General features: G+C 43.7%; 27 protein-coding genes. 18 read left to right on the forward strand and 9 right to left on the reverse strand.

Annotation, left to right across the window (positions count from 1 at the left end; all coding sequences use genetic code 11):
- Nucleotides 1-411 precede the first annotated feature (411 nt).
- From D1614_RS08030 to D1614_RS08065, 8 genes are all read left to right on the forward strand, one after another.
- Nucleotides 412-2,199: a fasciclin domain-containing protein gene (locus tag D1614_RS08030; RefSeq protein WP_119437366.1), complete on the forward strand. Its 1,788-nt coding sequence runs from the start codon at nucleotides 412-414 to the stop codon at nucleotides 2,197-2,199.
- A 53-nt stretch (nucleotides 2,200-2,252) separates the two neighbouring features.
- Complete coding sequence (locus D1614_RS08035; protein ID WP_119437367.1) at nucleotides 2,253-2,756, forward strand: fasciclin domain-containing protein; 504 nt, start codon at nucleotides 2,253-2,255, stop codon at nucleotides 2,754-2,756.
- A gap of 185 nt (nucleotides 2,757-2,941) precedes the next feature.
- A complete protein-coding gene (locus D1614_RS08040; RefSeq protein WP_119437368.1) occupies nucleotides 2,942-3,820 on the forward strand; it encodes a MerR family transcriptional regulator in 879 nt (292 codons plus the stop codon).
- Between the two features lie 147 nt (nucleotides 3,821-3,967).
- Entirely contained in the window at nucleotides 3,968-4,468 is a 501-nt protein-coding gene (locus D1614_RS08045; RefSeq protein ID WP_119437369.1) for a hypothetical protein, read from the forward strand.
- Between the two features lie 154 nt (nucleotides 4,469-4,622).
- Entirely contained in the window at nucleotides 4,623-5,957 is a 1,335-nt protein-coding gene (locus D1614_RS08050; RefSeq protein WP_147384113.1) for a hypothetical protein, read from the forward strand.
- A gap of 88 nt (nucleotides 5,958-6,045) precedes the next feature.
- Nucleotides 6,046-6,495 carry a hypothetical protein gene (locus D1614_RS08055; protein WP_119437371.1) on the forward strand — a complete coding sequence of 150 codons (450 nt, stop codon included), beginning with the start codon at nucleotides 6,046-6,048 and terminating at the stop codon, nucleotides 6,493-6,495.
- Nucleotides 6,479-6,673 (forward strand): helix-turn-helix transcriptional regulator, encoded by a 195-nt coding sequence (locus D1614_RS08060; RefSeq protein ID WP_119437372.1) that lies wholly within the window; start codon nucleotides 6,479-6,481, stop codon nucleotides 6,671-6,673. The genes D1614_RS08055 and D1614_RS08060 overlap by 17 nt, the downstream gene beginning before the upstream one ends.
- Nucleotides 6,674-6,678: 5 nt before the next feature.
- Nucleotides 6,679-7,371 (forward strand): CPBP family glutamic-type intramembrane protease, encoded by a 693-nt coding sequence (locus tag D1614_RS08065; protein ID WP_119437373.1) that lies wholly within the window; start codon nucleotides 6,679-6,681, stop codon nucleotides 7,369-7,371.
- A gap of 182 nt (nucleotides 7,372-7,553) precedes the next feature.
- Here D1614_RS08065 and metG read toward each other — a convergent pair whose 3' ends face one another.
- A complete protein-coding gene (metG, locus tag D1614_RS08070) occupies nucleotides 7,554-9,587 on the reverse strand; it encodes a methionine--tRNA ligase (RefSeq protein WP_119437374.1) in 2,034 nt (677 codons plus the stop codon).
- A gap of 85 nt (nucleotides 9,588-9,672) precedes the next feature.
- Nucleotides 9,673-11,274: a collagen-like triple helix repeat-containing protein gene (locus D1614_RS26350; protein WP_155523333.1), complete on the reverse strand. Its 1,602-nt coding sequence runs from the start codon at nucleotides 11,272-11,274 to the stop codon at nucleotides 9,673-9,675.
- Between the two features lie 100 nt (nucleotides 11,275-11,374).
- On the opposite strand from D1614_RS26350, the gene D1614_RS08080 reads away from it, so the two are divergent.
- The 7 genes from D1614_RS08080 (at nucleotide 11,375) to D1614_RS08110 (ending at nucleotide 16,374) form a co-directional block, all read left to right on the forward strand.
- Nucleotides 11,375-12,028, forward strand: a complete 654-nt coding sequence (locus tag D1614_RS08080) for an HAD hydrolase-like protein (RefSeq protein WP_119437375.1) — start codon at nucleotides 11,375-11,377, stop codon at nucleotides 12,026-12,028.
- 48 nt (nucleotides 12,029-12,076) lie between these two features.
- Nucleotides 12,077-13,294, forward strand: coding sequence for an alpha/beta hydrolase (locus D1614_RS08085; protein ID WP_119437376.1), 1,218 nt, complete (start codon nucleotides 12,077-12,079; stop codon nucleotides 13,292-13,294).
- Between the two features lie 10 nt (nucleotides 13,295-13,304).
- Nucleotides 13,305-14,213 (forward strand): S66 peptidase family protein, encoded by a 909-nt coding sequence (locus tag D1614_RS08090; protein ID WP_119437377.1) that lies wholly within the window; start codon nucleotides 13,305-13,307, stop codon nucleotides 14,211-14,213.
- A 62-nt stretch (nucleotides 14,214-14,275) separates the two neighbouring features.
- Complete coding sequence (locus D1614_RS08095) at nucleotides 14,276-14,638, forward strand: YraN family protein (protein ID WP_119437378.1); 363 nt, start codon at nucleotides 14,276-14,278, stop codon at nucleotides 14,636-14,638.
- An 88-nt stretch (nucleotides 14,639-14,726) separates the two neighbouring features.
- Entirely contained in the window at nucleotides 14,727-15,077 is a 351-nt protein-coding gene (locus D1614_RS08100; RefSeq protein WP_119437379.1) for an MmcQ/YjbR family DNA-binding protein, read from the forward strand.
- Nucleotides 15,078-15,079: 2 nt separating this feature from the next.
- Nucleotides 15,080-16,165, forward strand: coding sequence for a C1 family peptidase (locus D1614_RS08105; RefSeq protein ID WP_119437380.1), 1,086 nt, complete (start codon nucleotides 15,080-15,082; stop codon nucleotides 16,163-16,165).
- 2 nt (nucleotides 16,166-16,167) lie between these two features.
- Nucleotides 16,168-16,374 carry an RNA-binding S4 domain-containing protein gene (locus D1614_RS08110; RefSeq protein WP_119437381.1) on the forward strand — a complete coding sequence of 69 codons (207 nt, stop codon included), beginning with the start codon at nucleotides 16,168-16,170 and terminating at the stop codon, nucleotides 16,372-16,374.
- Nucleotides 16,375-16,382: 8 nt separating this feature from the next.
- Here D1614_RS08110 and D1614_RS08115 read toward each other — a convergent pair whose 3' ends face one another.
- The 5 genes from D1614_RS08115 to D1614_RS08135 form a co-directional block, all read right to left on the reverse strand.
- Entirely contained in the window at nucleotides 16,383-16,784 is a 402-nt protein-coding gene (locus tag D1614_RS08115) for a hypothetical protein (RefSeq protein WP_119437382.1), read from the reverse strand.
- A 608-nt stretch (nucleotides 16,785-17,392) separates the two neighbouring features.
- Nucleotides 17,393-18,217, reverse strand: a complete 825-nt coding sequence (locus tag D1614_RS08120) for a mechanosensitive ion channel family protein (protein WP_119437383.1) — start codon at nucleotides 18,215-18,217, stop codon at nucleotides 17,393-17,395.
- A 111-nt stretch (nucleotides 18,218-18,328) separates the two neighbouring features.
- A complete protein-coding gene (locus tag D1614_RS08125; protein WP_119437384.1) occupies nucleotides 18,329-18,595 on the reverse strand; it encodes an acyl carrier protein in 267 nt (88 codons plus the stop codon).
- A 134-nt stretch (nucleotides 18,596-18,729) separates the two neighbouring features.
- Nucleotides 18,730-19,266, reverse strand: coding sequence for a GNAT family N-acetyltransferase (locus D1614_RS08130; protein ID WP_119437385.1), 537 nt, complete (start codon nucleotides 19,264-19,266; stop codon nucleotides 18,730-18,732).
- Nucleotides 19,247-20,176 carry a hypothetical protein gene (locus D1614_RS08135; protein ID WP_147384116.1) on the reverse strand — a complete coding sequence of 310 codons (930 nt, stop codon included), beginning with the start codon at nucleotides 20,174-20,176 and terminating at the stop codon, nucleotides 19,247-19,249. Before D1614_RS08135 ends, D1614_RS08130 begins: the two co-directional genes overlap by 20 nt.
- 58 nt (nucleotides 20,177-20,234) lie before the next feature.
- Between D1614_RS08135 and D1614_RS08140 the strand changes: the two genes are divergently transcribed.
- From D1614_RS08140 to D1614_RS26050, 3 genes are read left to right on the forward strand one after another with little or no spacing between them, the layout of a single operon-like run.
- Complete coding sequence (locus D1614_RS08140; protein WP_119437447.1) at nucleotides 20,235-21,056, forward strand: peptidylprolyl isomerase; 822 nt, start codon at nucleotides 20,235-20,237, stop codon at nucleotides 21,054-21,056.
- A gap of 3 nt (nucleotides 21,057-21,059) precedes the next feature.
- A complete protein-coding gene (locus D1614_RS08145) occupies nucleotides 21,060-21,872 on the forward strand; it encodes a peptidylprolyl isomerase (protein ID WP_119437387.1) in 813 nt (270 codons plus the stop codon).
- The gene (locus tag D1614_RS26050) at nucleotides 21,865-23,196 is read left to right on the forward strand and encodes a peptidylprolyl isomerase (protein WP_206609947.1); all 1,332 of its coding nucleotides are present in this window, start codon (nucleotides 21,865-21,867) and stop codon (nucleotides 23,194-23,196) included. Before D1614_RS08145 ends, D1614_RS26050 begins: the two co-directional genes overlap by 8 nt.
- Here the strand turns inward: D1614_RS26050 and D1614_RS08155 are convergent.
- On the reverse strand, nucleotides 23,188-23,811 hold the full coding sequence (locus tag D1614_RS08155; protein WP_119437388.1) for an HAD family hydrolase: 624 nt from the start codon (nucleotides 23,809-23,811) through the stop codon (nucleotides 23,188-23,190). The two genes, D1614_RS26050 and D1614_RS08155, sit on opposite strands and share 9 nt — an antisense overlap.
- A gap of 449 nt (nucleotides 23,812-24,260) precedes the next feature.
- On the reverse strand, nucleotides 24,261-25,283 hold the full coding sequence (locus D1614_RS08160; RefSeq protein WP_119437389.1) for an NAD-dependent epimerase/dehydratase family protein: 1,023 nt from the start codon (nucleotides 25,281-25,283) through the stop codon (nucleotides 24,261-24,263).
- Between the last annotated feature and the right edge of the window lie 4 nt (nucleotides 25,284-25,287).

Here is a 25,287-nt window from a genome sequence, read left to right on the forward strand (position 1 = left end):
CGTCTTCGGTAATACCAACACGATCCCGAGAACCCGGATTCTACTCATGTTGGAGCACCTTCGTCACCTAAAAAGATGTATCTATTTAAATATAAGCATTTTATTACCTCTGACTGACACGCTCAACTTGACAAATATCAATGACAAAGAAGATTTAATTCCGTAAGTGAGAAAGAGCTTCACAAGAAGAAACCCTAAACGAAAAACCACAAAATATCAATTTTTAACTTTTATTAACCTTTTGATGAAACTCCTTTAAAAACAACATATTCAGACATGCTTAGCAGTTTTTGTTTATTTATTTCAGAATTAAATTAAACATTATTTGTTTAAAGTTGTCTTAGTAAATGCTAAACAAAACATTTTAAACAAGCAGAGCAGAAAACTTTTTAATCACTTTAAATCAGAATCATGAAAACAAAAAATTTATTCAAGAATGTAAAAGCAGGTTTTAACTTGCTATTGATGCTTTTCTTCTTCGTTGGATTGGTAACACTAAGCTCGTGCGAAGACGATGACGAACCGATGCCAGAACCCGAAATGGAAAAAACGATTGTGGATGTTGCCGCAGAAGCCGGGTCATTCCAAATATTGTTACAGGCTGCTCAAAAAGCAGGTTTGGCCAATTTCTTAAGCACGGAAAAAAACCTTACCGTTTTTGCTCCAACCGATGCTGCTTTTTCGACCTTGCTCGGAGATCTGGGCCTGAGCAGCCTTGACGATATCGACAATTCGACCCTTGCTTCAATTTTAACGTACCATGTGGTCAGCGGAATGGCTTATGTCAACACGCTCTCAACAGGCGTTCTGCCAAGCTTAAACAACAATTCGCCCGATGAAAAGCCACTCTCGTTAATGGTTAACAATGGAAACGATGTAATGATTAACAACGCAAAAGTTACAGCTGCCGATGTAATGGCCTCAAACGGAATCATTCATGTAATCGACAAGGTTTTACTTCCTCCCTCGGTTGTCGACCTTGCCACGTACTCCGGTAATTTTTCATCATTGGTTAGCGCAGTTGTGAAAGCCGATTTAGTTGAAGCTTTGAGCGGAGATGGACCATTCACTGTTTTCGCACCCACCAACGATGCTTTCGCCGAGCTTTTTGCTGCCCTGGGCATTACCGGTCTTGATGAAGTAGCCATGGATGATCTTACCTCAATTTTAACCTACCATGTTGTTGGAGACAATGTATTGTCAACAGAACTATCAGCAGGAATGGTTGAAGCATTGTCCGGTGAAACATTCGATGTAACCACTGACGGCGGTGTTATGCTAAATGGAAACATTAAAGTTACAGCAACAGATATTCAGGGAACAAATGGCGTAATTCACGTTATTGACGCTGTTTTGGTTCCTCCAACTCAAATGTCGAATACCATAGCTGATATAGCCGTGGCCAATTCGGAGTTTTCAATTCTGGTTGAGGCGCTCATGAAAGCTGACCTGGTAGGAGCTGTGTCGGATAAGGGGGCAGATTTGACCGTTTTTGCTCCAACCAACGATGCCTTTGTGGCGCTTCTTTCAGACTTGGGAGCCAGCTCACTGGATGATATTCCGGTAGAAACTCTGACCAACATTTTACTGTACCACGTCATTGGCAGCAAAGCCATGTCAACAGACTTAAGCAGTGGCTATTTCCCCACTCTTTCAACGTATAGCGGCAATAACCTTTCGATGTACATCCAGGTTGACAACGGTGTTTACATCAACAAAAATACGATGGTCACCACCCCTGATATTGAAGCAGACAATGGTGTTATTCACGTAGTTAACAAGGTAATACTTCCGCCTTCGGTTGTAAACATCGCGATCGACAACAGCAATTTCAGCACACTGGTTGATGCAGTTGTTAAAGCCGGATTGGTGGACGCACTTAGCGGGACAGGACCGTTTACAGTGTTTGCTCCAACCAACGATGCATTTGCAGAACTGTTCACCGCTCTTGGAATATCGGGGATAGATGATTTAACAGCAGAACAGCTTACCCCAATCTTAACTTACCACGTTGTTTCGGGCAATGTACTTTCAACCGACCTGAGCAACGGCACAGTAGCGACGCTCAATACCGGGAACAATCTAACTATTGATCTCACTACCGGTGTAAAAATTAACGAATCGAATGTAATTGCTGCAGACATACAGGCAAGCAACGGAGTGGTTCATGTAATCGACAAAGTATTGATCCCCGGGTAAAAAACAGCATGTCAGATAAAAGCTATTTATAAATCATATTAAAAATTAACACGATGAAAACAACAAAACAACTTCTATCAATTGTAATGGTTACAGTTCTAACTATTTCCCTTAGCCTGAGTGCTAAAGCTAAAACCGACGGCGAAGCATCCTCTTCAACAGTCGTTGAAATAGCTGCCGGAAATCCTGATTTCTCCATTTTGGTGGATGCAGTAAAAAAAGCTGATCTTGCAGGTGCACTTAGCGCCGAAGGACCATTTACCGTTTTTGCTCCGACCAACGAAGCTTTTACCACCTTGTTTAAGCAATTGGGCGTCGACGGAATTAAAGATTTAACAGCTGAGCAGCTCACTCCTATTCTTACTTACCATGTTGTAGCAGGGAAAGTAATGTCGGGCGATCTTTCAAATACTTCGGTTGCCACTTTGAACGGAAAGAAAATTAAGATCGATCTGACGAATGGAGTAATGATCAACGACAGTAAAGTTGTTACCGCTGATATTTCAGGGAAAAACGGGGTGATACACGTGATCGACAAAGTGCTAATTCCAGAGTAAATTACGACAGCCATGACATTTACAAAAGGATTCCGCCTGGAATCCTTTTATTTTTCAACTTTCTCTGAACAAAACAGAGAGAAACTTCCTTATTATGTCAAGCTCATTTTTCGTTTAATCTTAATTCAACTTGATTAAACAAAGTGTAACAATTACCTTTACAAAATGTCAGAAGATAAGTAAAAATGAAAACAGCCGGTTATTCAATAAAAGACCTCGAAGTGCTTTCAGGAATTAAGATGCACACCATTCGGATCTGGGAAAAAAGGTACGAGCTTTTAAGCCCGAACCGGACCGATACCAACATTCGTCTTTACGACGATGAAGATCTGAAACGCTTGCTGAATATTTCGCTTCTGACAAAAAACGGCTATAAAATTTCGAAAGTCTCCCAATGGAACGATGCCGAGATAAAAGACACCGTTATTAAGCTGACATCCTCAAAAACATCCTACGCCGACTACATCGACCGCTTTATGTTTCTGATGGTGGAACTAAACACAGTCGGCTTCGAGAAACTGCTGAATGAAGTACTTTCGGAATTCTCGTTTGAAGATGCACATTTCAATATTCTTTTTAAACTTTTTGAGCGGGTTGGGACTTACTGGCAGGTTGGTTCTATTTTTCCTGCGCAGGAACATTATGTCACTCATTTGTTTCGCCAAAAGTTAATTGCCGAGATTGACAAACTCGGCAGTTCGGAAGCCGGAAAGCGAACCATTTTGTTTTACCTGCCCGAAAACGAGTTACACGAAATAAGTTTGCTTTTTTACTCGTACCTCGCGCGCAAAAGTGGCTACAACATTTTCTACCTAGGCCAGTCGGTTCCGTTTGAAGACCTTGAAAAAATAAACGCAGTCAAAGAAGTTGACTACGTATTTACTGCCTTTATCAACTCCATTCCACCCGACGAATTGGAAGATTACCTGATCAGGCTCAGAGAGTGTTTTCCAAAACAAAAAGTATTTATTACCGGGCACCAGGTTCGGCAAAACAACCCGGCGCTGCCGCGTAACTTCAAGACGGTAAAAGACCACCACGAATTCAAAAAGTACCTGGGCTGACCGTGCAGAATTGTGGAATACAGAAAAGCAGGCTTTGGGATATCATCCCTTTTGTTAATTAATGTAAAAAGGACATAATGCGTTTTTTTCACCCTGAAATTTCATCCTATTTTTCATAAATTGCATCCCTGTAACTGAAACGAAAAGATGGAAAAGCTAAGTTGGACAAAGGATATTTTTGGGTCGAAGCTTGAAATCAGGCAGGGGGCGAGTAAAATCGGAAGCATTAACTGGGACAACATGCTCAGTTCGCAGGCACAGGCCATGATTAACGGCAAACTGTTTACGCTTAACCGCGAATTTTTTCTCTCGAAGCTCGAGATTTACGACTCCAACAGCCAAGCGCTGCTCGGAACCATCATGATCAACTTTTTTAATACCCGCAGCGATGTGCTGATCAACGGAAAACGTTTCGAACTGGAAATAAAAAACTTCTGGCAATCGCGGTGGTCGTGGAAATTTAACGGCAACGACATTATCAGTTACACCTCTCACGAATTCGTTACCAAAGACAAAGGCACCATCGAACTGGCCACGCCCATCAACGACGAGGTGGAAATCCTCATCCTGCTGGGGCTGTTTGTGCGCAACCAGTTTATCCTTTTTATGCTGCTGATTTTGCTGATCGTATTAATAGTTATCATATAAAAATTACATTTCCCAAATACTGATTGTGATATCTCCACGTTTTTTATTCATGAAAAACTGGCTACAATCCTTTTTATTTATTTTGACGATAACGCTCATTTCATGCAACAAAGAAGAATTCAACTATAGTTCAAATGTGAAACTCGCGTTTTCGATGGATACAGTATCATTCGACACTGTTTTTACCACCGTCGGCTCTACAACCAAATATTTTACCGTTAAAAATCCGGAAAACCAAACCGTCATCCTCTCAAACATTCAACTCGCAGGAACCAAAAACACGCCTTTTCGCTTGAACATTAACGGCATCAGTTCAAATCAAGCCGCAGATATCAACCTGCCGGCAAAAGACAGCCTGTATATTTTTGTAGAAGTAACGGTTGATCCCAACGGACAAAATTTACCAATGGTAGTTGCTGACTCTATACTTTTCAATGTAAATGGGAACACCCAATCGGTTCAACTAATTGCATTTGGACAAGATGTTCATCTGCTGAACGGACAGCGGATTCAGACTGAAAACTGGAAGAACGATAAACCATACCTGATTTTCAACTCTGTTTTAATTGATTCACTGCAAACACTGACTATTGATGCAGGATGCAGGATTCATTTTCACAAAAATTCGAGCATGCTTGTAAAAGGGACACTAAAAGCCAGCGGCTCTTTTGAAGAACCCATTGTTTTTCAGGGCGACCGACTGGAAAAAGAATATGAAAATATTCCGGGCCAATGGGGATACACTTACCAAACTGAAAACAATGATTTGATTATTTTCGGGGGCATTCACTTTTTCCAGGGTAGCAAAGATAATTTATTGAATTATGTTACAATCAGAAATGCAGATAAAGGAATTCAGCTCGACAGCATGGGTTTTTCGCCAAAACCAATGCTAACCATAAGCAACTCCCGTATCGAAAACATGACACTGAACTGCATAGATGCACGCACATCGAACATTGATGCCTGGAATTGTATTTTTGCCAATTCGGGTTATTATACCGTTGCCCTAGCATTGGGCGGAGATTACCGCTTTTTCCACTGCACCTTTGCAAATTATTTTGCAGCGACAGCCCAGGCTTCCCCTGCATTGTTGCTAAACAACTATTTCGAATACAATAAAAAAACCTATGGATTTGACTTAAACGCGGAGTTTGGAAATTCCATTTTCTACGGATATGCTGATTCTCAAATTTCAACAGACCAATACCAGGGAAACAGCTTCGTTTACAGTTTTAAAAATTGCCTGTTAAAAACAGGGGGTGACAAATCATTTACCGGAAATAATTTCCCCGACTCTAGTTTCGATAAAGATCCGATGTTTGCCGCGCCAAACAACTTCTGTTTTTCTGTCGACTCTTTATCGCCTGCCAGAAATATTGGGAATATCGACATTGCCAAACTCTACCCCTTCGATATGAACAACATTCCGCGACTTGCCGACGAAGGCCCCGACCTGGGAGCACTGGAGTGGGTTTCATCAAAATAATTATTCATTCAAATCAAATAACTTCTACTTTACTTGTCATATATCTATTATTTTTTACATTTGTCATGTAATTCTAACTGAACAAACCATGAAACTTCTACCTCACTATTTTAAATGGATAGGAATTGCCTTGTTTTTCTTAGGCTTATTCACAGGAGCTATTGACGATGGAAGAAAAGGATTTATTGAAGGATATAATGATGCAATTGACGACCCATCGGATAGAATTGAAATAAATTTCGAAAGGATTCTTCCCAAAAGTATCACTCATCTTGCAGATTTTCTCAGTATGGCAGGCTTGCTAATTTATGTTCTTTCAAAAAATAAGCGAGAAGATGAATTTATGCAGAAATTGCGTTATGAATCGGCATTCTTAGTCATGGTTCTTTCATTAACTGTCATTCTAATATTTTATGGCTTTAATCCGGATTTTAAGCTAGATCCTTCCACTCTACTTTCATTACAAATGATTGCCTATTTAATTATTAGAGCATTAAAACGAAAATTTATTCTTGGAGACTATGAAGAACAAGCTTAAATTTCATCGCGTGATGCTCGATAAAACGCAGGAGGAACTGGCCAATGCCATTGGGGTTTCGCGGCAAACCATTCATGCCATCGAGAAGAACAAGTTTGTCCCTTCGGTGCAAACAGCCATGCGGCTCGCTCAATTTTTCAACCTTACCGTAGAAGAACTATTTGAACTGGAAGATTAACCTCCATGAAAACTCTTTTTGCCGATTTCTATTCGTTCCTAAAAACAGGCAAGACGCAAGTATCCAATAGCGGTTTTAAACAAAACGCCATTGAGCTTGGCAAATTCTTTCTATTGTTTGAAATTCTTGTAATTGCTGCTGTTATAATCACAGTAACATTTGCAATAATTGTAAAACCACCAAAAAACGAAACGTTAAAATGGGTCACAAGCCTCTCTCCAGTCTGGGCTTTCTTAATTCCAAACGTTATTGGCCCTTTAGTTGAGGAATTCTCTTTTCGATACTGGCTAAAAGCAACAAAACTTACTCTCTCTATATCAAGTCTGTTTGTGTCTTATATACTTAGCAACGACATTATTAACTCTTCCTATTACCGTATTGACAGCACTTTTATTTCTGAACTTGCCATAAGTTTTAGTGTTGCGGCAATTGTATACGGTATTTTATCTGTCAAAAAGATACTCCCTGCAATTCAAAAATTATGGACAAATAATTCACATCTACTAATATGGATTTCAATTCTGTGGTTTACGTTTGCTCATGTTAAAAATTTTCCCCTGGAAGGATGGCAATATCTTTACTCACCAATAATGGTACTACCACAACTGGCTATGGGAACTGTCCTGGCTTTTGGCAGAATTAAATACGGCATTCTGTTCCCAATTATCATTCACATATTGCACAATACTATGCTATAAGTGCCACTAAATAAAACTTCAACAGTTTTTACAAAAAAAGGAATCTAACGACATGTTACAACAAACAAAAACCGCCTCTGCGTACAGAAACGGTTTAATATAATAGTGTAAGTTTTCTACCCGATTTAACTCGGCAAGAACCCTTACGGAAAAGCACCAACAGGAGTTGGCGCTTGTATTTTTTAGCGAATCTCAGAGCCGTTTTTCACCTTTTTATCGGGCGAAACAATCGACAGTGTCCCGTCAGCATTTTCGGCACAAAGAATCATTCCCTGCGATTCGATGCCTTTCAGACTTTTAGGTGCCAGGTTCACCAAAATAGAAACCTGTTTCCCAATCAGATCTTCCGGTTGATAGTATTCTGCAATGCCGGAAACCACTGTGCGTTTGTCAATGCCGGTATCGATGGTAAGTTTCAGCAGCTTCTTGGTTTTGGCCACCTTCTCGCACTCGATAACGGTCCCGGCGCGAACATCCATTTTGGCAAAATCATCAAACTCGATGTTTTCTTTGGCCGGAGCAGCTTTTGCAGTCGCCATTTCGTTGGCTTTCTTGGTATTTTCCAGTTTTTGAAGCTGCGTTTCAATTACACTGTCTTCAATTTTTTCAAAAAGAAGTTCAGGCGTATTCACCTTGTGCCCAACCGGCAACAAAGCCGCGTCACCCAGTCTTTCCCAGTCCATTTTCTCCAGGTTCAGGAAGCCACGCAGCTTATCCATACTGAACGGCAGGAAAGGCTCCAGGCAAATCGTTAAATTGGCGGTAACCTGCAAACAAACATTCAGGATGGTTTTCACCCGCTCCGGATCGGTTTTGATCACCTTCCAGGGTTCCTCGTCGGCCAGGTATTTATTGCCCAAACGCGCGAGGTCCATCGCATTTTTCAGTGCTTCACGAATCCTGAAATTATCCAGACTCTTCTCCACATCCGCTTTTATGGTGGAGATAGAAGCCAGTGTTTCTTTGTCAAAATCCGAAAGTTCTCCGGCTGCCGGAACTACTCCTTCGTAATATTTTTGCGTAAGCACCAGCGCCCGGTTCACAAAGTTCCCCAGCACCGCCACCAGCTCGTTGTTATTGCGTGCCTGAAAATCTTTCCAGGTAAAATCGTTGTCTTTGGTTTCCGGCGCATTGGCTGTCAACACATATTTCAGCACATCTTCTTTCCCTGGGAACTCTTCCAGGTACTCGTGCAACCAAACCGCCCAATTTCGTGAAGTGGAGATTTTATCGTTTTCCAGGTTCAGGAATTCATTCGCCGGAACATTTTCAGGCACGTTGTAGGTTCCTTCCGCTTTCAGCATAGCCGGGAAAATAATACAGTGAAAAACAATGTTGTCTTTCCCGATAAAATGCAACATCCGTGTTTCCGGGTCTTTCCAGTAGGTTTCCCACTCGGGTGTCAGTTCTTTGGTAGCTGAAATATAACCGATCGGAGCATCAAACCAAACGTACAAAACTTTGCCTTCGGTACCTTCCACCGGCACAGGCACACCCCAGTCGAGGTCGCGGGTAACCGCACGTGGCTGCAAACCTCCGTCGATCCACGACTTCACCTGGCCGTAAACGTTCGGCTTCCATTCTTTGTGACCTTCCAGAATCCATTCGCGCAACCACGGTTCGTACTGATCGAGCGGCAAATACCAGTGTTTGGTTTCCTTTAAAACCGGCTGGTTTCCGCTAAGTGTCGATGTCGGATTGATCAGTTCAGTCGGGCTAAGCGATGTTCCGCAGCTTTCACACTGGTCGCCATAGGCTTTTTCAAAACCACATTTCGGACAGGTACCAATAATGTAACGGTCGGCCAGGAATTGCTTGTTTTCCTCATCGAAATATTGTTCCGATGTTTTTTCAATTAACTTACCCGTTTCGTAAAGCTTTCTGAAAAATTCAGAAGCCGTTTCGTGATGAATCTCCGAACTCGTACGCGAATACACATCAAACGAAATTCCCAGTTTCTGAAAAGACTCCTTGATAATTTCGTGGTAGCGGTCTACAATATCCTGCGGCGTAACACCCTCATTTTTAGCCTTGATCGTAATCGGCACTCCGTGTTCGTCGGAACCGCCAATCATAATCACGTCTTCCTTTTTTAAGCGAAGGTAACGGGCATAAATATCAGCCGGAACATAAACTCCGGCCAGGTGACCGATGTGAATCGGGCCATTGGCATAAGGTAGCGCGGTGGTTATCAGCGTACGTTTGAACTTACTCATTCTGAATTATTTTGAAGATTCTTTGATTTCTTTTTCAGGGGGGCAAAGATAGTTGTTTTTCAGAACGTCAACAAAGACATTTTTTTCAGAATTGATCGTGCAGATTTGTTTCGCTTTGCCCGGTTAATTCATCCCCGTAAAAGAAAAATTCTTCGGTTGCTTCTTCAAAAATATAACCGCTGTCTCCGTCCGGTCCGCTGTAGCCCCGCGCACCGTCAAGGCCTCTCCTTCCTGAAAATCCGTTGGGGTTACCATTACCGCCACGGCCTCCCTGTCCACCTGAACCGGCCAAACCTCCCGATCCTCCGTAACCGCCTGTTGTTTGCGCCATAATATTATTGCGGTAAAAGCGCGCGTCATCGGTAAAATAGAGGTAAATATTTCCGCCAAAACCACCCGGTGCACCAAAGCCGCCGCTTCCTCCGAAACCGCCGTCACCGCCGTCCTCTCCGGGCCCCTGACGCCGCTCCTGCACCTGGTATTCTTCTTCCACATCGCGGTAAACCGTTATTTCCTCAAAAACCTGTTCACTTACCGTTTCCGCTTTTCCTTCGCTGTTGATAATCTTTTTCTCCACGGTTTTTGTGACGGTTTCCTTAAACGGCTTACGAACAATTCTTTTCTTCGTTACTGTTTCGTACCACACACGGCCATCGGCTCCATTTCCTCCGCTGCCGCCGTTGCCGCCATTTCCACCACCACCGCCGTTGCCGCCAGCCGATTCAACAAAAAAGCTTCCACCATCAGGATTGATTAAGTATTTGTACTCTTCTCCGCTGTTAAAATTCTGCGCATATACATACAACATATTGCACAACAAAGTGGAATCAAAATACATATCCGTCCAAACACCAATGTCAGGCCCGTCCCGACCGGGTTCTCCGTCCTGTCCGTGCCCGCCGTGCTCACCGTTGTATCCGGGACTTCCGCTGGTTCCGCTAAAACCACTAAATCCGCTTGTTCCTGACATGCCGCGGAGACCAAGTCGATACGCATGCCGGTAATCCAAGGCCAGTGAAAATTCTCCATACAATTCGGGGTTTTGCTCCGCCCAAACCAGTAAGCCTACCCGATGATCAATCACCTTTTCAAAATCCGGTTCAATTTTAAACTTCCCTCTTGAAAAGGAGATTCCATCAAAATCCAGGTACGACGAGAAACGCTCAAAATTAGAACGGTTAACCTTTGTTTTTCTGACGACTCCGTTATTGTAAGTTGAGATTATTTCGCCTGAAAAAGAACATCCGGGTGCCTTGTCAAATGCTGATACAGGAGAAAAATCAACCGCTACCTCATAATTTAAGGGCACCAAAAGTTCTTTTGCCAGTTGAGGTTTTTTATGAGGCCATACTTTTAAGCGAACGTATTTTCCTTTGGCCGGAGCCAGCTCAGCATTCACTTTTACCTTCCCAAACGAACGACTCTCGCCTCCCACTACTTCCACCTCGTATTTCCAGCCAAAAAGCAATCCCCCGTCGTTGTCCCAGGCTTTTATTTTATCGCCTTTTTTCCCATAGGCAACCACGCCAACCGAAAACGTTTCCCCGGGAAGTACCAGTTGATTTTTATCAAAAATAATTTGAATCGAATCGATCTTTCTTGCAAAAATTCCGGCTTCTGACCGTTCAATGGTTATCAATGTCAACAGCATTAACAACCCTGCAATGCGTAAGTAATTGTTTTTCATGGCTAGTCGTTTTTTTGTCAAACGGTCTTAACATAAATTCAAAAACTGTTCCGCAATTGGTATTTCTTCAGCGATCGCTTACCTTCGCGTTTTTTTAACAATGGCACAATTCACGCATATTATTTTTGACCTCGACGGCACTTTAACCGACAATACCCAGGGGATTATTAACTCGTTGAAATATGCTTTCGACCGTATGCAAATCGACGATTACCCGGAAGATAAGTTAAATGATTTCATAGGGCCTCCCCTGCAATGGGGTTTCAGCCAGCTGTTTGGGCTGAGCGAACGCAATACCCGGCTGGCTGTGGAATTTTTCAGGGAATACTACAGCGAAAACGGCTGGCACCAGAATGTTCCTTACGACGGAATTCCGGAAATGATGGCCGAACTCGATCGCCTGGGCAAGCGCATGTACATTGCCACTTCCAAATTCGAAAAGTTTGCCGTTCGGATTATGGAGCATTTTGAAATGGACAAGTACATACTTCAGGTAAAAGGTGCCGATTACAAAGGAGAGAAGGCCAACAAAACACAGATTATTACAGATCTTTTGCAAATGCAGCAACTGGCTCCGTCTGAAGAGATTGTTATGGTGGGTGACACTTTGTTCGATATGGAGGGTGGAAAACAAAACGGTTTATCAACCATTGCGGTTGCCTACGGTTTTGGAAAGGAGCACGAACTAAAAGCAGCACAACCCGATTTTTACGCCGAAGACGTGGAAGAACTTTATGAGCTACTGATCCGTTAATAAAAACTGTATTGATTACGATTCAACAATCTTAAAAAAGCATCTGAAATGTTGAAAAAACTGATTCTTTTCTCACTGATTATTGTCTTTTTTTCCTCGTGTGAAAATCAGGCAAAGAAAGACGACCACACCCTGAAAACATTGAATGAATACCTTCAGGCTTCGCCGGATAAGATTTTGGAACTGCAAAGCGAAATTTCTGCGCAAGCTGCCAAACAAGCTGAACAGGAAATTCACTCGTTTATTGAGAACAAGCTAAAAACAGTCTACCGGGCCGAATGGGACAGTATGAAACTGGTTTACAACGACAAAGAACTACGATTTAAATACCGGAAGTTTGGTGAAAAACCGCCACAGGGCTGGAGTTTGTATATTTCGATGCACGGCGGAGGAAATACCGCTCCTGAAATGAACGACCAGCAATGGCAAAACCAGATCAACCTGTATCGCCCCAAAGAAGGAATTTACCTGGCACCGCGGGCGCCCACCAACACCTGGAATCTTTGGCACGAGCCCCACATCGATGTACTTTTTTCGCAGCTCATCGAATTGGCCGATGCTTTTGAAGACATCAATACCAACCGTGTTTATCTGACCGGGTATTCTGCCGGTGGAGACGGAACTTACCAACTGGCGCCGCGAATGGCCGATCAGCTGGCAGCGGCAGCCATGATGGCCGGACATCCGAATGATGCTTCGCCGCTTGGCCTGCGAAACCTCCCTTTTGCCCTCCACATGGGAGCTGAAGACGGAGCCTACAAGCGAAACAAGATTGCCGCAGAATGGAAAATCAAACTGGATTCCCTGCAAAAACAGGACCCCGAAGGCTACATTCACGATGTGCAGATTCACGAAGGCAAAGGCCACTGGATGGATCGAAAAGATACGGTTGCCATCGACTGGATGGCACAGTTTACCCGCAATCCGTTCCCGCAAAAAGTGGTTTGGAAACAAAGCAGCGTAACACACGATCGGTTTTACTGGCTGGCAGTTCCGGCCGGAAGTGCACAAAAAGATGCCGAAGTAGTAGCAACAGTAAACGGCCAAACCATTACCATTGAAAAAGTCCAGTTGGTGGATACTTTATTGATCCGCTTAAACGACAAGATGATAAACCTCGATCAAAAAGTAAAGGTATTTTATAACGGTCAGCTTTTGTATGATGCAGCTCCTGTCCGCAATGTGGCAACCATCTGGAAATCGCTCTCCGAAAGGAACGATCCGGAACAGGTATTTTCTGCACAAATTGAGGTACATTTGAAGTAAACTTCTTTCTATGATTCAGCCATCACCCATCCAACCGGGATCCAAGATCCGCATTGTTTCTCCTGCCGGAAAGATCAGCGATCAGTATGTATTACCAGCTGCAGAGTGGTTGCAGGACCAAGGCTACCAGGTAGAACTGGGGCGACATGTTTTTTCGAGCTACTATCAGTTTGCCGGCACCGATGCACAGCGTTACCAGGACTTACAGGAAGCCATGAGCGACCCCGATTGCGATGTGATTCTTTGCTCGCGCGGAGGTTACGGAACCGTTCGAATTATTGACAGACTTGATTTTACCGGTTTTCTGGAATCCCCCAAATGGCTGGTTGGCTTTAGCGATATAACGATTCTTCACTCCTGCCTGAACAATTACGGAGTTCCCACCATTCATGGCGTTATGCCGCGGTATTTTATGGACGAATCGGGGCAGCCCGGTGAAAACCTGCAAAGCCTGATGCAGTTGATCACCGGAAACGGTGCTCACTATTCGATCCCGTCGCAGGAAGCCAACCGGAAAGCTAAGATAAAAGCTGAATTGGTGGGCGGTAACCTCTCGATCATCAGCAGTTTGCAGGGAACCTCCTACGACCTGGACACCGACGGTAAAATACTTTTCCTGGAAGACATTGATGAATTTCTGTACCATACCGACCGGATGATCCACCAATTAAAATTAAGCGGAAAACTGGATAAACTGGCCGGACTTATTTTAGGCGATTTTACCGACATGAAAGACAACGAATCGCCTTTTGGAAAAACCGTGCAGGAAATTATCTGCGATGCGGTGGAAGATTTTTCCTATCCCGTTTGCTTTGGATTTCCTGCGGGACACGACAAACGCAACCTGGCACTGATGTTTGGCAAAGAATGGGAACTGAATGTAGGAGATGAAACGACAACACTAAATCATTCAATATAATGCGATTACAAATCGCATATCCCTATTTATAACTTTGAACACTGAACTCTAAACTTCAACACATGGTTAGCACCCGCGAATTAGGAGAAATTGCCGAAGGACTGGCAGTAGAGCACCTCGAAAAACTGGGCTGCCAAATACTGGATCGCAACTGGTACCACGGGCACCTCGAACTCGATATTATTGCCCGCGATGCCGATGAGCTCGTAATTGTAGAAGTAAAAGCCCGCTCGGGCCTACGTTACGAACACCCTTCGGAAGCCGTTACCAATACCAAAATAAAACGGATTGTTGAAGCTGCCGATGCCTACATTATTCAAAATGACATTGAGTTGGATACCCGTTTTGATGTTATCACCGTAATTTTTGTTGACCAAAAATTTGAGCTGGAACATTTCAAAGATGCTTTTTATCCTACCATGTAAACAAATTGACAATCTGCCGCTTCACCCGTCTTCGATCATTTTTAAGTTTTACTTATTCTGCTAAATTTAGGCTTTCAAAACATTTGGTATGAACATCGAAGAAGTCAGGGAATATTGCATTGCCAAAAAAGCGGTCACCGAAAGTTTTCCGTTCAACGAAACCACGCTGGTTTTCAAAGTCATGAACAAAATCTTTTGCCTGCTCAGCCTTGACGACATTCGGATCAGCCTTCGGAACGATGCCGAAAAAAACATCGAACTCCGCGCACATTACCCGGCCATTATTCCGGGCTATCATCTAAACAAACAACTTTGGAACACCATCGAGATGAACGGAACCGTACCAACAAAATTATTGTGCGAACTGATCGATGAGTCCTACGAAATCATATTAAAAAGCTTACCCAAAAAAGTACAGGAAGAATATAAAAACTCATAAGCATGTCAAAAATACTATCTCTTTTTATCGCACTATTATTTATCTGCCCTTCCGTTTTAAAAGCCCAGGAAGAGCAAGAAAGCTTCACGATTGTGAAAGAAGTAAAGCACACTCCCGTTATAAACCAGGGCAGCACAGGAACATGCTGGAGTTTTGCCACCACCAGTTTACTGGAGTCAGAAATTATGCGGAAAGGGTTCCCCGAAACGGATCTTTCGGAGATGTTTTTTGTGTACCACACCTACCAAAACAAAGCAAAAAATTACCTGTTTTTTCACGGAAATAACAATTTCAGCCAGGGCGGACAGGCGCACGACGTGATGAATATACTGCGGGAATATGGCATGGCCACATTTGATGCTTTCCCCGGCGAAATGCAGGATGGCCGATACAAACACCGCGACCTGGTAGCCCAGCTCGAATCGGAAGTAAAGGCGCTCAACAAAAAGAAAAGCGACGAATTTGACGCTTCGAACCTAAAAACACTGGAGCCCATCCTCAAAAAAGGAATGGGAAAACTGCCGGAGAAGATCAAAACTGACGATGGTAAACTGAGTGCAGCAGATCTTCGTGATCATTTTAAACTGAATCCGGAAGATTACGTTGAACTGACATCGTACACTCACCACCCTTTTTATCAGCCGTTTGCACTGGAAGTCCCCGACAACTGGTCGCACGATCTGTACTACAATTTGCCCATCGACGAACTGATGGAAGTGATGGACCATGCGCTGAACAATGGTTACAGTGTTTGCTGGGACGGCGATACCAGTGAAAAAACCTTTCAGCACAAAAATGGAAAAGCCGATCTTCCGGAAAAACAAATCGGGAAAGTGGACCAGCAACTTCGCCAGGAAACCTTTTACGACCGCTCGACCACCGATGATCATTTAATGCACCTGGTGGGTATTTCGAAAGATTCCAACGACAGAAAATGTTATTACACCAAAAACTCGTGGGGCCCCGACAGCAATGAATACGGCGGGTATTTACACATGACAGAAGACTATGTACGATTAAAAACCGTGGCCATTCTGCTTCACAAAGATGCCATTCCGGCAGCCATCAAAAACAAACTCGGACTCTGATTATGCGCGAATTTAAACTCACAGAAGACTACATTGAGCTGGTGAAGCTGTTGAAGTTGCTCAGGATTGCTCAAACCGGCGGCCATGCCAAAATAATCGTCGAAGAAGGCGAGGTTATCCGTAACGGCGAACCCGAATACCGGAAACGCGCGAAGTTGGTAAAAGGCGATGTTATTGAGGTGGCAGGCGAAACTATTAAAGTGATCTGAGCCCTTTTTCAGGAAGCCTCGGCAACCAGCATCAGTGCTTCCTGGCGTAAAATGCCGGGTAACTCCAACTGGCGGCGTTCGATGCTTATCAGCCACATTTTAATTTCATCGTTTTTAAGGGTGTACAGAACATCGCGGAATTCGTCAATCTGCGCATCGCTGTAAGCATTGGCGGCAATGCCCTGGAAACGGTCCAGCTCCTCATCTTCGAAATACACAATCTTTTCCGGGTTTTGCAGCATTTCTTCCACTTCGCAAACCTCGTGGGCTCCGCAACAATCGGTCGGGATGTTTACGCTTTCTTCCTCCGGAGCCTCTTCTTTGTTTTTTCCTGAAAACTTATTGCTGAGCCAGGTAACAAGGGCAACCAAAACCCCCAGTGCCAGTAGAATTCCGAGTATAATTTTCATGACAATCCTTCAAATTTTTGTACTTGAACAACAATTCAAAAACAGATTTGATTAAAGTCTTTGATTTTTGAGACCACAAATGTAATTGAATTTTTATGGACAAATACTACGGGAGGCTATTTCGCTGATAAATCACTTTTACTTTTATTCTTGTTTTTGTAGTTTGTACCTGCCTGAGAATGTCGAGAAATAATCATTCTCATGGTGTTTTTATAAAACGAACTTAGGGGCTTTGCCCCAAACCCCACATCATTTTTTGGCTTGAACCAAAAAACGAAGCAAAAAAGTTCAAGGCTGCGCCCGCTTCGCACGAAAAATTGGCGTTCGAACGGCTAAATCGTCCAAACTCGCTCGTCCCTCGCTCAAACAAGAACGATTTTTAACGCCGTCCTTACTGATTTTTCGGCTCACCGGCCGAGGCCGTGTGCATAGCAACCTTAGCTTAACATCGATAAAGAATCACCTATTACCCGATACTTTTTGAAATCTATTTCGCTGATAATGTTCTTGTTTTATTTACAAGCACTAAATTATTCCGCCTCAAGTACCCAAAGAAAAAGGCCGCCGGATACTAACCGACAGCCTTTCACTGCTCATCTAAACGAGGTCTATTTCTGAATATGTACATCCATTTGCGGGAAAGGGATATTGATTCCTTCTTCAGCGAAGGCTTTGTAAACTTTTTCGTTCATGTCAAAGAAAATTCCCCAGTAATTGGCAGCGTCGGCCCAAACACGCACCACCAGGTTTACCGAACTGTCAGCCAATTCGCTTACGGCAATAAACGGCTCCGCCGGATCATTGATAATACGGCTGTCGTTTTTTATCAGCTTCAGCAACACTTCTTTGGCTTTGTCAACATTGTCGCCATAGGCTATCCCAAAAACAAAATCAACACGTCTTTTGGGTTCGGCCGAATAGTTCACCATCGAGCCAGTTGAAAGACCACCATTCGGGATAATAATCGTTTTATTATCAGGCGTTTTAAGAATAGTGTTGAAGATCTGAATCTCGCTCACAGTTCCTGCATGTCCCTGCGCATCAATGTAGTCTCCCACTTTAAATGGTTTAAATGCCAGGATCATCACACCGCCGGCAAAATTCTGCAGTGTGCCCGAAAGTGCCATACCCACCGCCAAACCGGCTGCACCTAAAATGGCAATGAAAGAAGTCATCTGCACCCCCATCATACCAATCACACTCACCCACAACATAATTTTTAAACCAATTCCGATCATGCTGTTGAGGAATCCGCGCAACGACGGATCGACGTTTCTTTTTTCAAACCGCTTTCTCAAAGCACTTCGAATGATCGAGATCACCCACATACCCACAATCAGGGTTATGATGGCTCCGATCAATTTCGGACCATACACCACTATCAGATCATAAATCTGTTTCGAAATGCTTTCCAGGTTCTCCATATTTTCCATAAAATGTATTTTACTGTTTTTTACTAACTCAAACTACAAATTCTTTTAGAGAAAGTTCATAAAAAAAGGGATCCAATTTCTTGAGATCCCTTCTATTCACATAAATTTAAACTAGTTACTCAGATAAATTAACTCCCCTCGCAAATAATGCAGAGTGTCGTTTACGCTTCCAAATTTGCTTATTTCCTCATCCTTTACCGATATATTAAATACACGTTCCAGGTAATAAGTAAAAATGGTCCAGTCAACTTTGTCAAACTTCAGATCACCGATAAATGTAGCGGTCAGGCAGATGTTTTCTTTTGTAACACCTGTTTTCCGCAAAACCCTGTAGAGGTTTCTTCTTATCGATTTCTCTGCCGGAACATCTGTCTTCATATTGCTTTTTTAAAATTCGAACAAATGAATTTTCGGGTCAAAATTATAAATAATCCATCAGTTCTCTATACTTTTTGCAAAATAAATTTATCGTTGGGTATAAAAGAGAAGTATATTCCGAAAAACTTTCTTTGTTACTGGGAATCAGAAGCCAAGCGACTGTATATTTTTAAGTTCAAATACCTCTTCCCATGCAGCTCCCCGGCACGCTCGATCCCCTCCAATGTGAAGTTGAGTTTCCGCGGAATGGCTTCGCTTTTCAAGTTGCCTTCAGCCACCTTAATTTGCACCCTGTTTAACTTTAGTTTCTGAAATGCATACGCAAGCAGTTTCTGCACACAGGCCACAATAATTCCCTTCCCTTGCATGGGCTGCGCCAGCCAGTATCCTATTTCGGTCTTTTTGTTAATCCAGTCGGTATCCTTAAACCCAACCAAACCGGCAAACTCCTCGTTGTACCAGATACTGAACATCTCGTCGCGCACATTTTCAGGCGAACTGATGCTTTCGATAAATAACTCAGTGTCTCTTACTTTTTGGGTAAAATTCACAAAAGGCAACCACTCTTTCAGGTATTCACGGTCGCGGTCGATGGTTTGAAAAATAACAGGGGCCATGGACGTTTTTGCCTTTTCAAGCCTGATTTTGTCGTTAATTCGAATGTGTTCCATTGGCTAATTCGCGTAAATCAAGTAAAAAAACCTGCTGTTTGAACGACTTTGTTTCCTCGCACGAAATCAGCACCGTATCCTTGTTCAAAAAGCTGACTCCTTCGGCCTGGGCACTGTCGAGATTCTTCAGGTAAATGCATTGGCTGTTTCCCTGCAAAAAAGCGGTGCCCTCAAAATCAGTAAACAGCCACAAATAAATTTTCCAGTTTTCGTATTGCAACAAAGCCAGTGTTTTTCCGCCGGGGCTAAAATCGGCACCCGTTACCAAACCGCGTACATTAAACGAATCACCGGCCTTCAGTTTGTATTTTCCACTCTTAACCGGTAGCTGGTAATGCTCTGTAATCCGGTCTTTCCAGTTTTTACTGAAGAGCTGCAACTTTCCATCGTAAAAAGCCATGGCTTCGCAATCGTAAGGAGTTCCGTTTACCGGCGAAGCAAACGATTGCTGGCTTTCGTATTCAAAGGCAATCAGTTCCGCTTTTACTTTTTGATGTCTATCGCTTTGAATGTCGCCTTTCCTAATCTTGTATACCCGCAGGTTTTGCCTGTCTCCCCGGTTGTTCCCAAAATCTCCGACATAAATGTGTTCTTCATCCTGTGTGACCGATTCCCAGTCATCGTTCCTGGCATTCTCTATTTCAACTTCCATTACCAGGCTACCGCTTTTATCACAGGCATACAAAACGTTTTTGCCGCCGCTGTCGTTAAATCCCCAAAACAAATCACGGTACACCAACAAGCCGGACATTTCCATCAGAGTTCCGGGCAGTTCAGGAATAAACGGCTGAACCTTTGCAGTAGCCGTAACAAAAGAAATGTCAACCTCGGCGTCCCGGCTTTTCTGCGCAAAGCCATCATTCGAAAAAATCAGGAACAAGATCAACAAATGCAAGAGTATTCTGGTCATCTTTATATCTTTACAGGAATTTTAAGAAGTGGGTCAAGTTAAACAAATTATCATTCAGATGAAGAAGTTCGCAGTTTTAGTGTTCATTTTGCTCGCCGGTCTGGGCATTTCGTGCAGCCATGCCAACAAGGCATCAAAAGAAACACGGGTATTGATTAAAACTGATTTTGGCAATATCACGGTTAAGCTGTACGACGAAACGCCCGAACACAAAAAAAACTTTCTGAAACTGGCCGAAGAAGGGTATTACAATGGTCTTCTCTTTCACCGGGTGATGCAAAACTTTATGATTCAGGGAGGTGACCCTGATTCGAAGAATGCTGCTCCGGGCGCCCGTCTTGGCGCCGGAAACCCGGGTTATACTATTCCGGCCGAATTTGTACCCAGGTACTTTCACAAAAAAGGAGCTTTGGCCGCGGCCCGTACCGGAGGTCCATCCAACCCCGAGAAACGCTCCAGCGGATCGCAGTTTTACATTGTTCAGGGGGAAGTTTTTACTCCCGGCAAACTGGATACAATGGAAATGATGATGAACAGCCGGGCAAAAAACCAATTTTTTCAGGACCAGTTCAAGGCATCCAGCGAACAGCTTGATCAATTCCGGAAAAACAACGACCAGGCAGGCTTTAATGTTTGTGTGGCAGAAATTCGTGCCAAGGCGGATAGTTTATGGGTTACCCACGATAAGCAAGCGTTTACACCCGAACAACGCGAAGCCTACACCACCATCGGCGGCTATCCTTCGCTCGACGGAGAATACACCGTATTTGGAGAAGTTGTGGACGGGCTGGACGTGCTGGATAAAATTGCCGCTGTAGAAACCGACCCGAACAACCGGCCCAAATCAGATATAAAAATGGAAGTAGAGGTAGTAAAATAAGGTATGATCAGGTTTAGTTTAATTCTTTTATTCGTTAGTCTTTTAAGTTCTTTTTCACAGGCGCAGTCAACCGTAGTGGAGATTTCCACCAATGTGGGTTCTATGAAATTCAGGTTGTATGACGACACGCCCAAACACAAGAATGCATTTATTGAGTTGGCCCGACAAGGTTATTACAACGAGACACTCTTTTACCGTGTCATCCAGGATTTTCTGATCCAGGGAGGTTCCAAGAGTTCGAGAAACGCTCCTCCCGGGAAAAGAATCGGATACGGCGATCCCGACAAAACTGTGGACGATGAAATTCTGTCCAAATACTTTCACAAAAAAGGCGCGCTTTGTGCCCCGCGCCAACCCGACGAGGTAAACCCCTTTAAACAATCCGACATCTCTCAATTTTTTATTGTAAAGGGAAGTGTGATCACCGAAGGAGCGCTTGACACCATGGAACTGGCGGTAAACCGTCCCATCCGAAACAAAATCATCCAAAAATACATGACACCCGAAGTGCGGGAAGAACTCAAACAGCTAAAAGAAGAGAAAAAAGTGAGCGAATTCCGTGAACTCGCTGATCAGGTAAAAGCCCAGATTGAAACGGAATACGCCCTCGACCCGGATGTTTTGACTTTTTCAGAAGCTCAACGCAAGGCATACACCACCGTTGGCGGCTACCCCGAACTGGATGGAAAATACACGATTTTTGGAGAGTGCATCGCAGGATTTGATGTGATCGATAAGATTGCCGCGTTGAAAACCGACAGCAATAACCGACCGTACACCGATGTTGTTATTAAAGTAAATATTCTGGATGAATAAAACAGTTGCCCTATTTATTTTAGCCATTTTCCTGGCTGCCTGCGGAGGAAAAGAAAAGAAAACGCAGGAAGTTGCCCAGCAAAAAGCCTCCCCGCAAACCGAAGCTCAGCAGGACAACAATGAATGGGAGACAATCCATGCTTCGATAGCCACCATTGAATCGTTTGACGGAACACGGATACTGGAAACCGGGCAGGGCTTTTTTGTCGGCGAAAACCTGCTGGCAACCAAGTATTCGCTGGTAAGCCAGGCAAGCAACGTAAAAGTGAAACCTTTTGACGAGGACAAAACATACACGGCTGATAAATTTGTGGCTTTCGACCGTATCAACGATCTGATCATCCTCCAGGTGGACGGCATCAAACGCAGCCCCATCGAGCTTTTTGAAGGAAGCCTTCCCAACTTTACAAAGTCGATGTACGTGGCACCCAAAACAGGCAAAACCATTCAGCTTTTTTCAGGAAAAGTACTGAACCTGGCGAATGTAAAAGGAAGCAAGCTTTACCGACTCTCCAATGTGATCCGAAAATCACAGTTTGGCACTCCTATTTTTATCGACAGCAAAAAAGCCATTGGGGTGGCCTATTCTGCAACGGTAGATTTTGAACAGCAGAGTTTCGCCATTCCTACCATGTTTATCTCCGAGATGTTGAAAAAGCAAAAAGCACAACCCAAATCGCTGGCGGCACTGAGCGTAAGTACCAATGCTGAAACAGCCGCAGAAAATGCCAAAATAAAGGGAATTGTGCTTGAAACTGATGCCGGAAACATTACGATTCAACTGTTCAACGAAACTCCTGAATACCGCGACAACTTTATCCGGCTGGCCAAAGAACACTATTTCGACAGTTTACTGATTCACCGGGTCATCTCCAACTTCGGGATACAAAGCGGCGCCGCCGACACACGCTATGCACAACCCGGCGAAAGTGTGGGCTGGAAAGGACCAGGCTATACAATTCCGGCGCACATCGTTCCCGGATTGTTCCACAAACGGGGCATGATCGGGTCGCCGCGAAAGCCGGACACACAAAACCAACGCCGCCGTTCCGACGGATCACAGTTTTACATCGTTTCCGGAAGAAAATATTTCGACAATGAATTGGACGAGCTTGAAAAGCAAAATAACTATCAATTCTCGGCAGAGCAACGCCAGGTGTACAAGACCGTTGGCGGGGCACCTCATCTCGACGGTTCGTACACCGTTTTCGGGAAAGTCACCGCCGGAATGGATGTGGTGGACAAAATTGCCAAAGTAGAGACCGATCAACGCTGGCGGCCGGTAAAAGACATTCGGATAAAACAGGTGCGAATATTAAAATAACTCGGCCATTTCCATCCCGTCCTCCAGCCAAAGGACTTTTAACCCGGTCTCTTGTGCCGCAGCTATGTTCTTTTCCAGGTCATCAACAAACAATGTCTCTGCCGGATTGACTTTCGCCAGCTCTATCACTTTCCCAAAGGACGCCGGATCCGGCTTACGCTTTCCAATCTCGTGCGAGTAAAAATCCTTTTCAAACAACGAGGGAAATGCAAATCCGTATTTCTTTTCAAAATCGGCATGCATATGCGAAATATGAATAGCATTGGTATTACTAAAAAGAAAAACCCTGTATTTCTTCCGAAGTTCCTTTAGCGCGTCGACACGCTTACGGGGCACGTCACCAAGCATCGCACACCAGGCCTTGTCGATCTGTTGATCGGATGTATCCGGGATGTTCAGAATCTCCCGAACCTTTTCCCTGAACCCCTCGGGAGATATCTCCCCTGTTTCCAACTGATAAAACGACGGATCGGCATACGCCTGCTGCCGGCTAAGGACATTCCGGTTTAAGCCCAGCTCATGGAATGCCCGGATGGACGCATCAAAATCAAGGTTTAGTAATACTTTTCCCAGGTCAAAGATTATGTTTCGGATATTCGAGAGGTCTGTTTTCATTTTTTTGTCAAATTAATAGACAAACGAAGATAGGCATACGAAAGTATTTTTTAACAACACGATCAGACTTTTAAACATTTTACGCTAAGGAAAACGCCCGTTTCTTTTTCCAGACTGCCTATAAATAAGTTAAAATCAACTCATTTACATAATTTTCCTGATTAAAAATTTGGAAATCTCGCCGCAGAGTCTTTATTTTACCAGCACAAACCCTTATTTTTTATCTTTTTGTTTTTTATTATGGGCAGCTTTTTGGACAAGAGTTGCCCCCTTTTTGTATATATGCGAAAGAGTTTGCATAAAGGAAATTACAAAGCGACTACTTATTGAGAGAACCATAAAGATCTGAGCAGCGTTGGATAAACACTGATTCAGCCGCCTGAGAGGGCATTTTTTATCGGGAAAATAAAATAAATGAATGTATGAAGAGCAGGTTTATCCTGCTCTTTTTATTTATAGTCGTTTAAAAGACAAGAAGCAGTAAACCGAATAGAATCGGAAAGCGGTGTATAATCAAAACCCAAGGTCCGGGTTATTTTCGATCCGTCGTAGTTATGAACCTCGTTTCTTCCGGTAGCCACTTCGCGTGTAATGGCAGCCGGTTTTCTGGTAAAAAGACTTCCAATGGCGGCAGCACGCCAGGCAATACCCGTCATAAAATCCGAAGCAAAAACCGAAGGCCGTGGTTTATTAAGCGCATCCGCAATCTGGAAGAAGACATTTTGATAACTCAGATTTTCCGCGTTTAACAGATAACGCTGGTTTTTACATTTCTCAAAATTTTCGGAATCCATCAGTAAAACCATTGCCCGCACCACGTCTCTTACGTCCACAAAACCGGTGGTTCCTTTGGTATAGAATTTCATCCCGTCCCAAATGGTTTTAAAAAACTTTGCACTGCCACTTTCCCAGTTTCCGGGGCCAAAAATAATCGACGGGTTAACGATCACTGCATCCAGACCTTCCTCTATTCCGCGCCAGATTTCGGTTTCAGAGTGAAACTTACTATCCGAGTAAGCCGACACTTTTTTCGAAGGAACCCAGTTGGTCTCCTCTGTTACCGGCTCGCCGTTTTGCGCCTTTCCGAGAGCCGCAATCGAACTCACATGGCAAATCCTTTTTACACCGTTTGCCAAAGCGGCATTTACCAGGTTGGCCGTTCCTTCCACATTGGAGTGAATCATTTCCTGCCGCTCCTTTTTCCGAAAGGAAACGATGGCTGCACAATGGTAAACCTCAGTAACACCTGCCAGAAGCGGCTCCAGCGAATAATAATCCAGCATATCCGCGTTTACCCATTCAATCTGATCAAATAGCTGCTGTGCATTTTCAACATAACAGGAGAATGTTTTTTTTACCTGTTGAAGGTTACTTGTTTCCCTCTTTAGTGCGCGCACCTTTTTCCCCTGCTTCGTAAGCTCCAAAAGCAGGTGTGCTCCTACCAGTCCGGTTCCTCCTGTTACAAATATCATAGAA

This window comes from Maribellus luteus (assembly GCF_003576475.1).
In the GTDB taxonomy this organism is placed as follows: domain Bacteria; phylum Bacteroidota; class Bacteroidia; order Bacteroidales; family Prolixibacteraceae; genus Draconibacterium; species Draconibacterium luteum.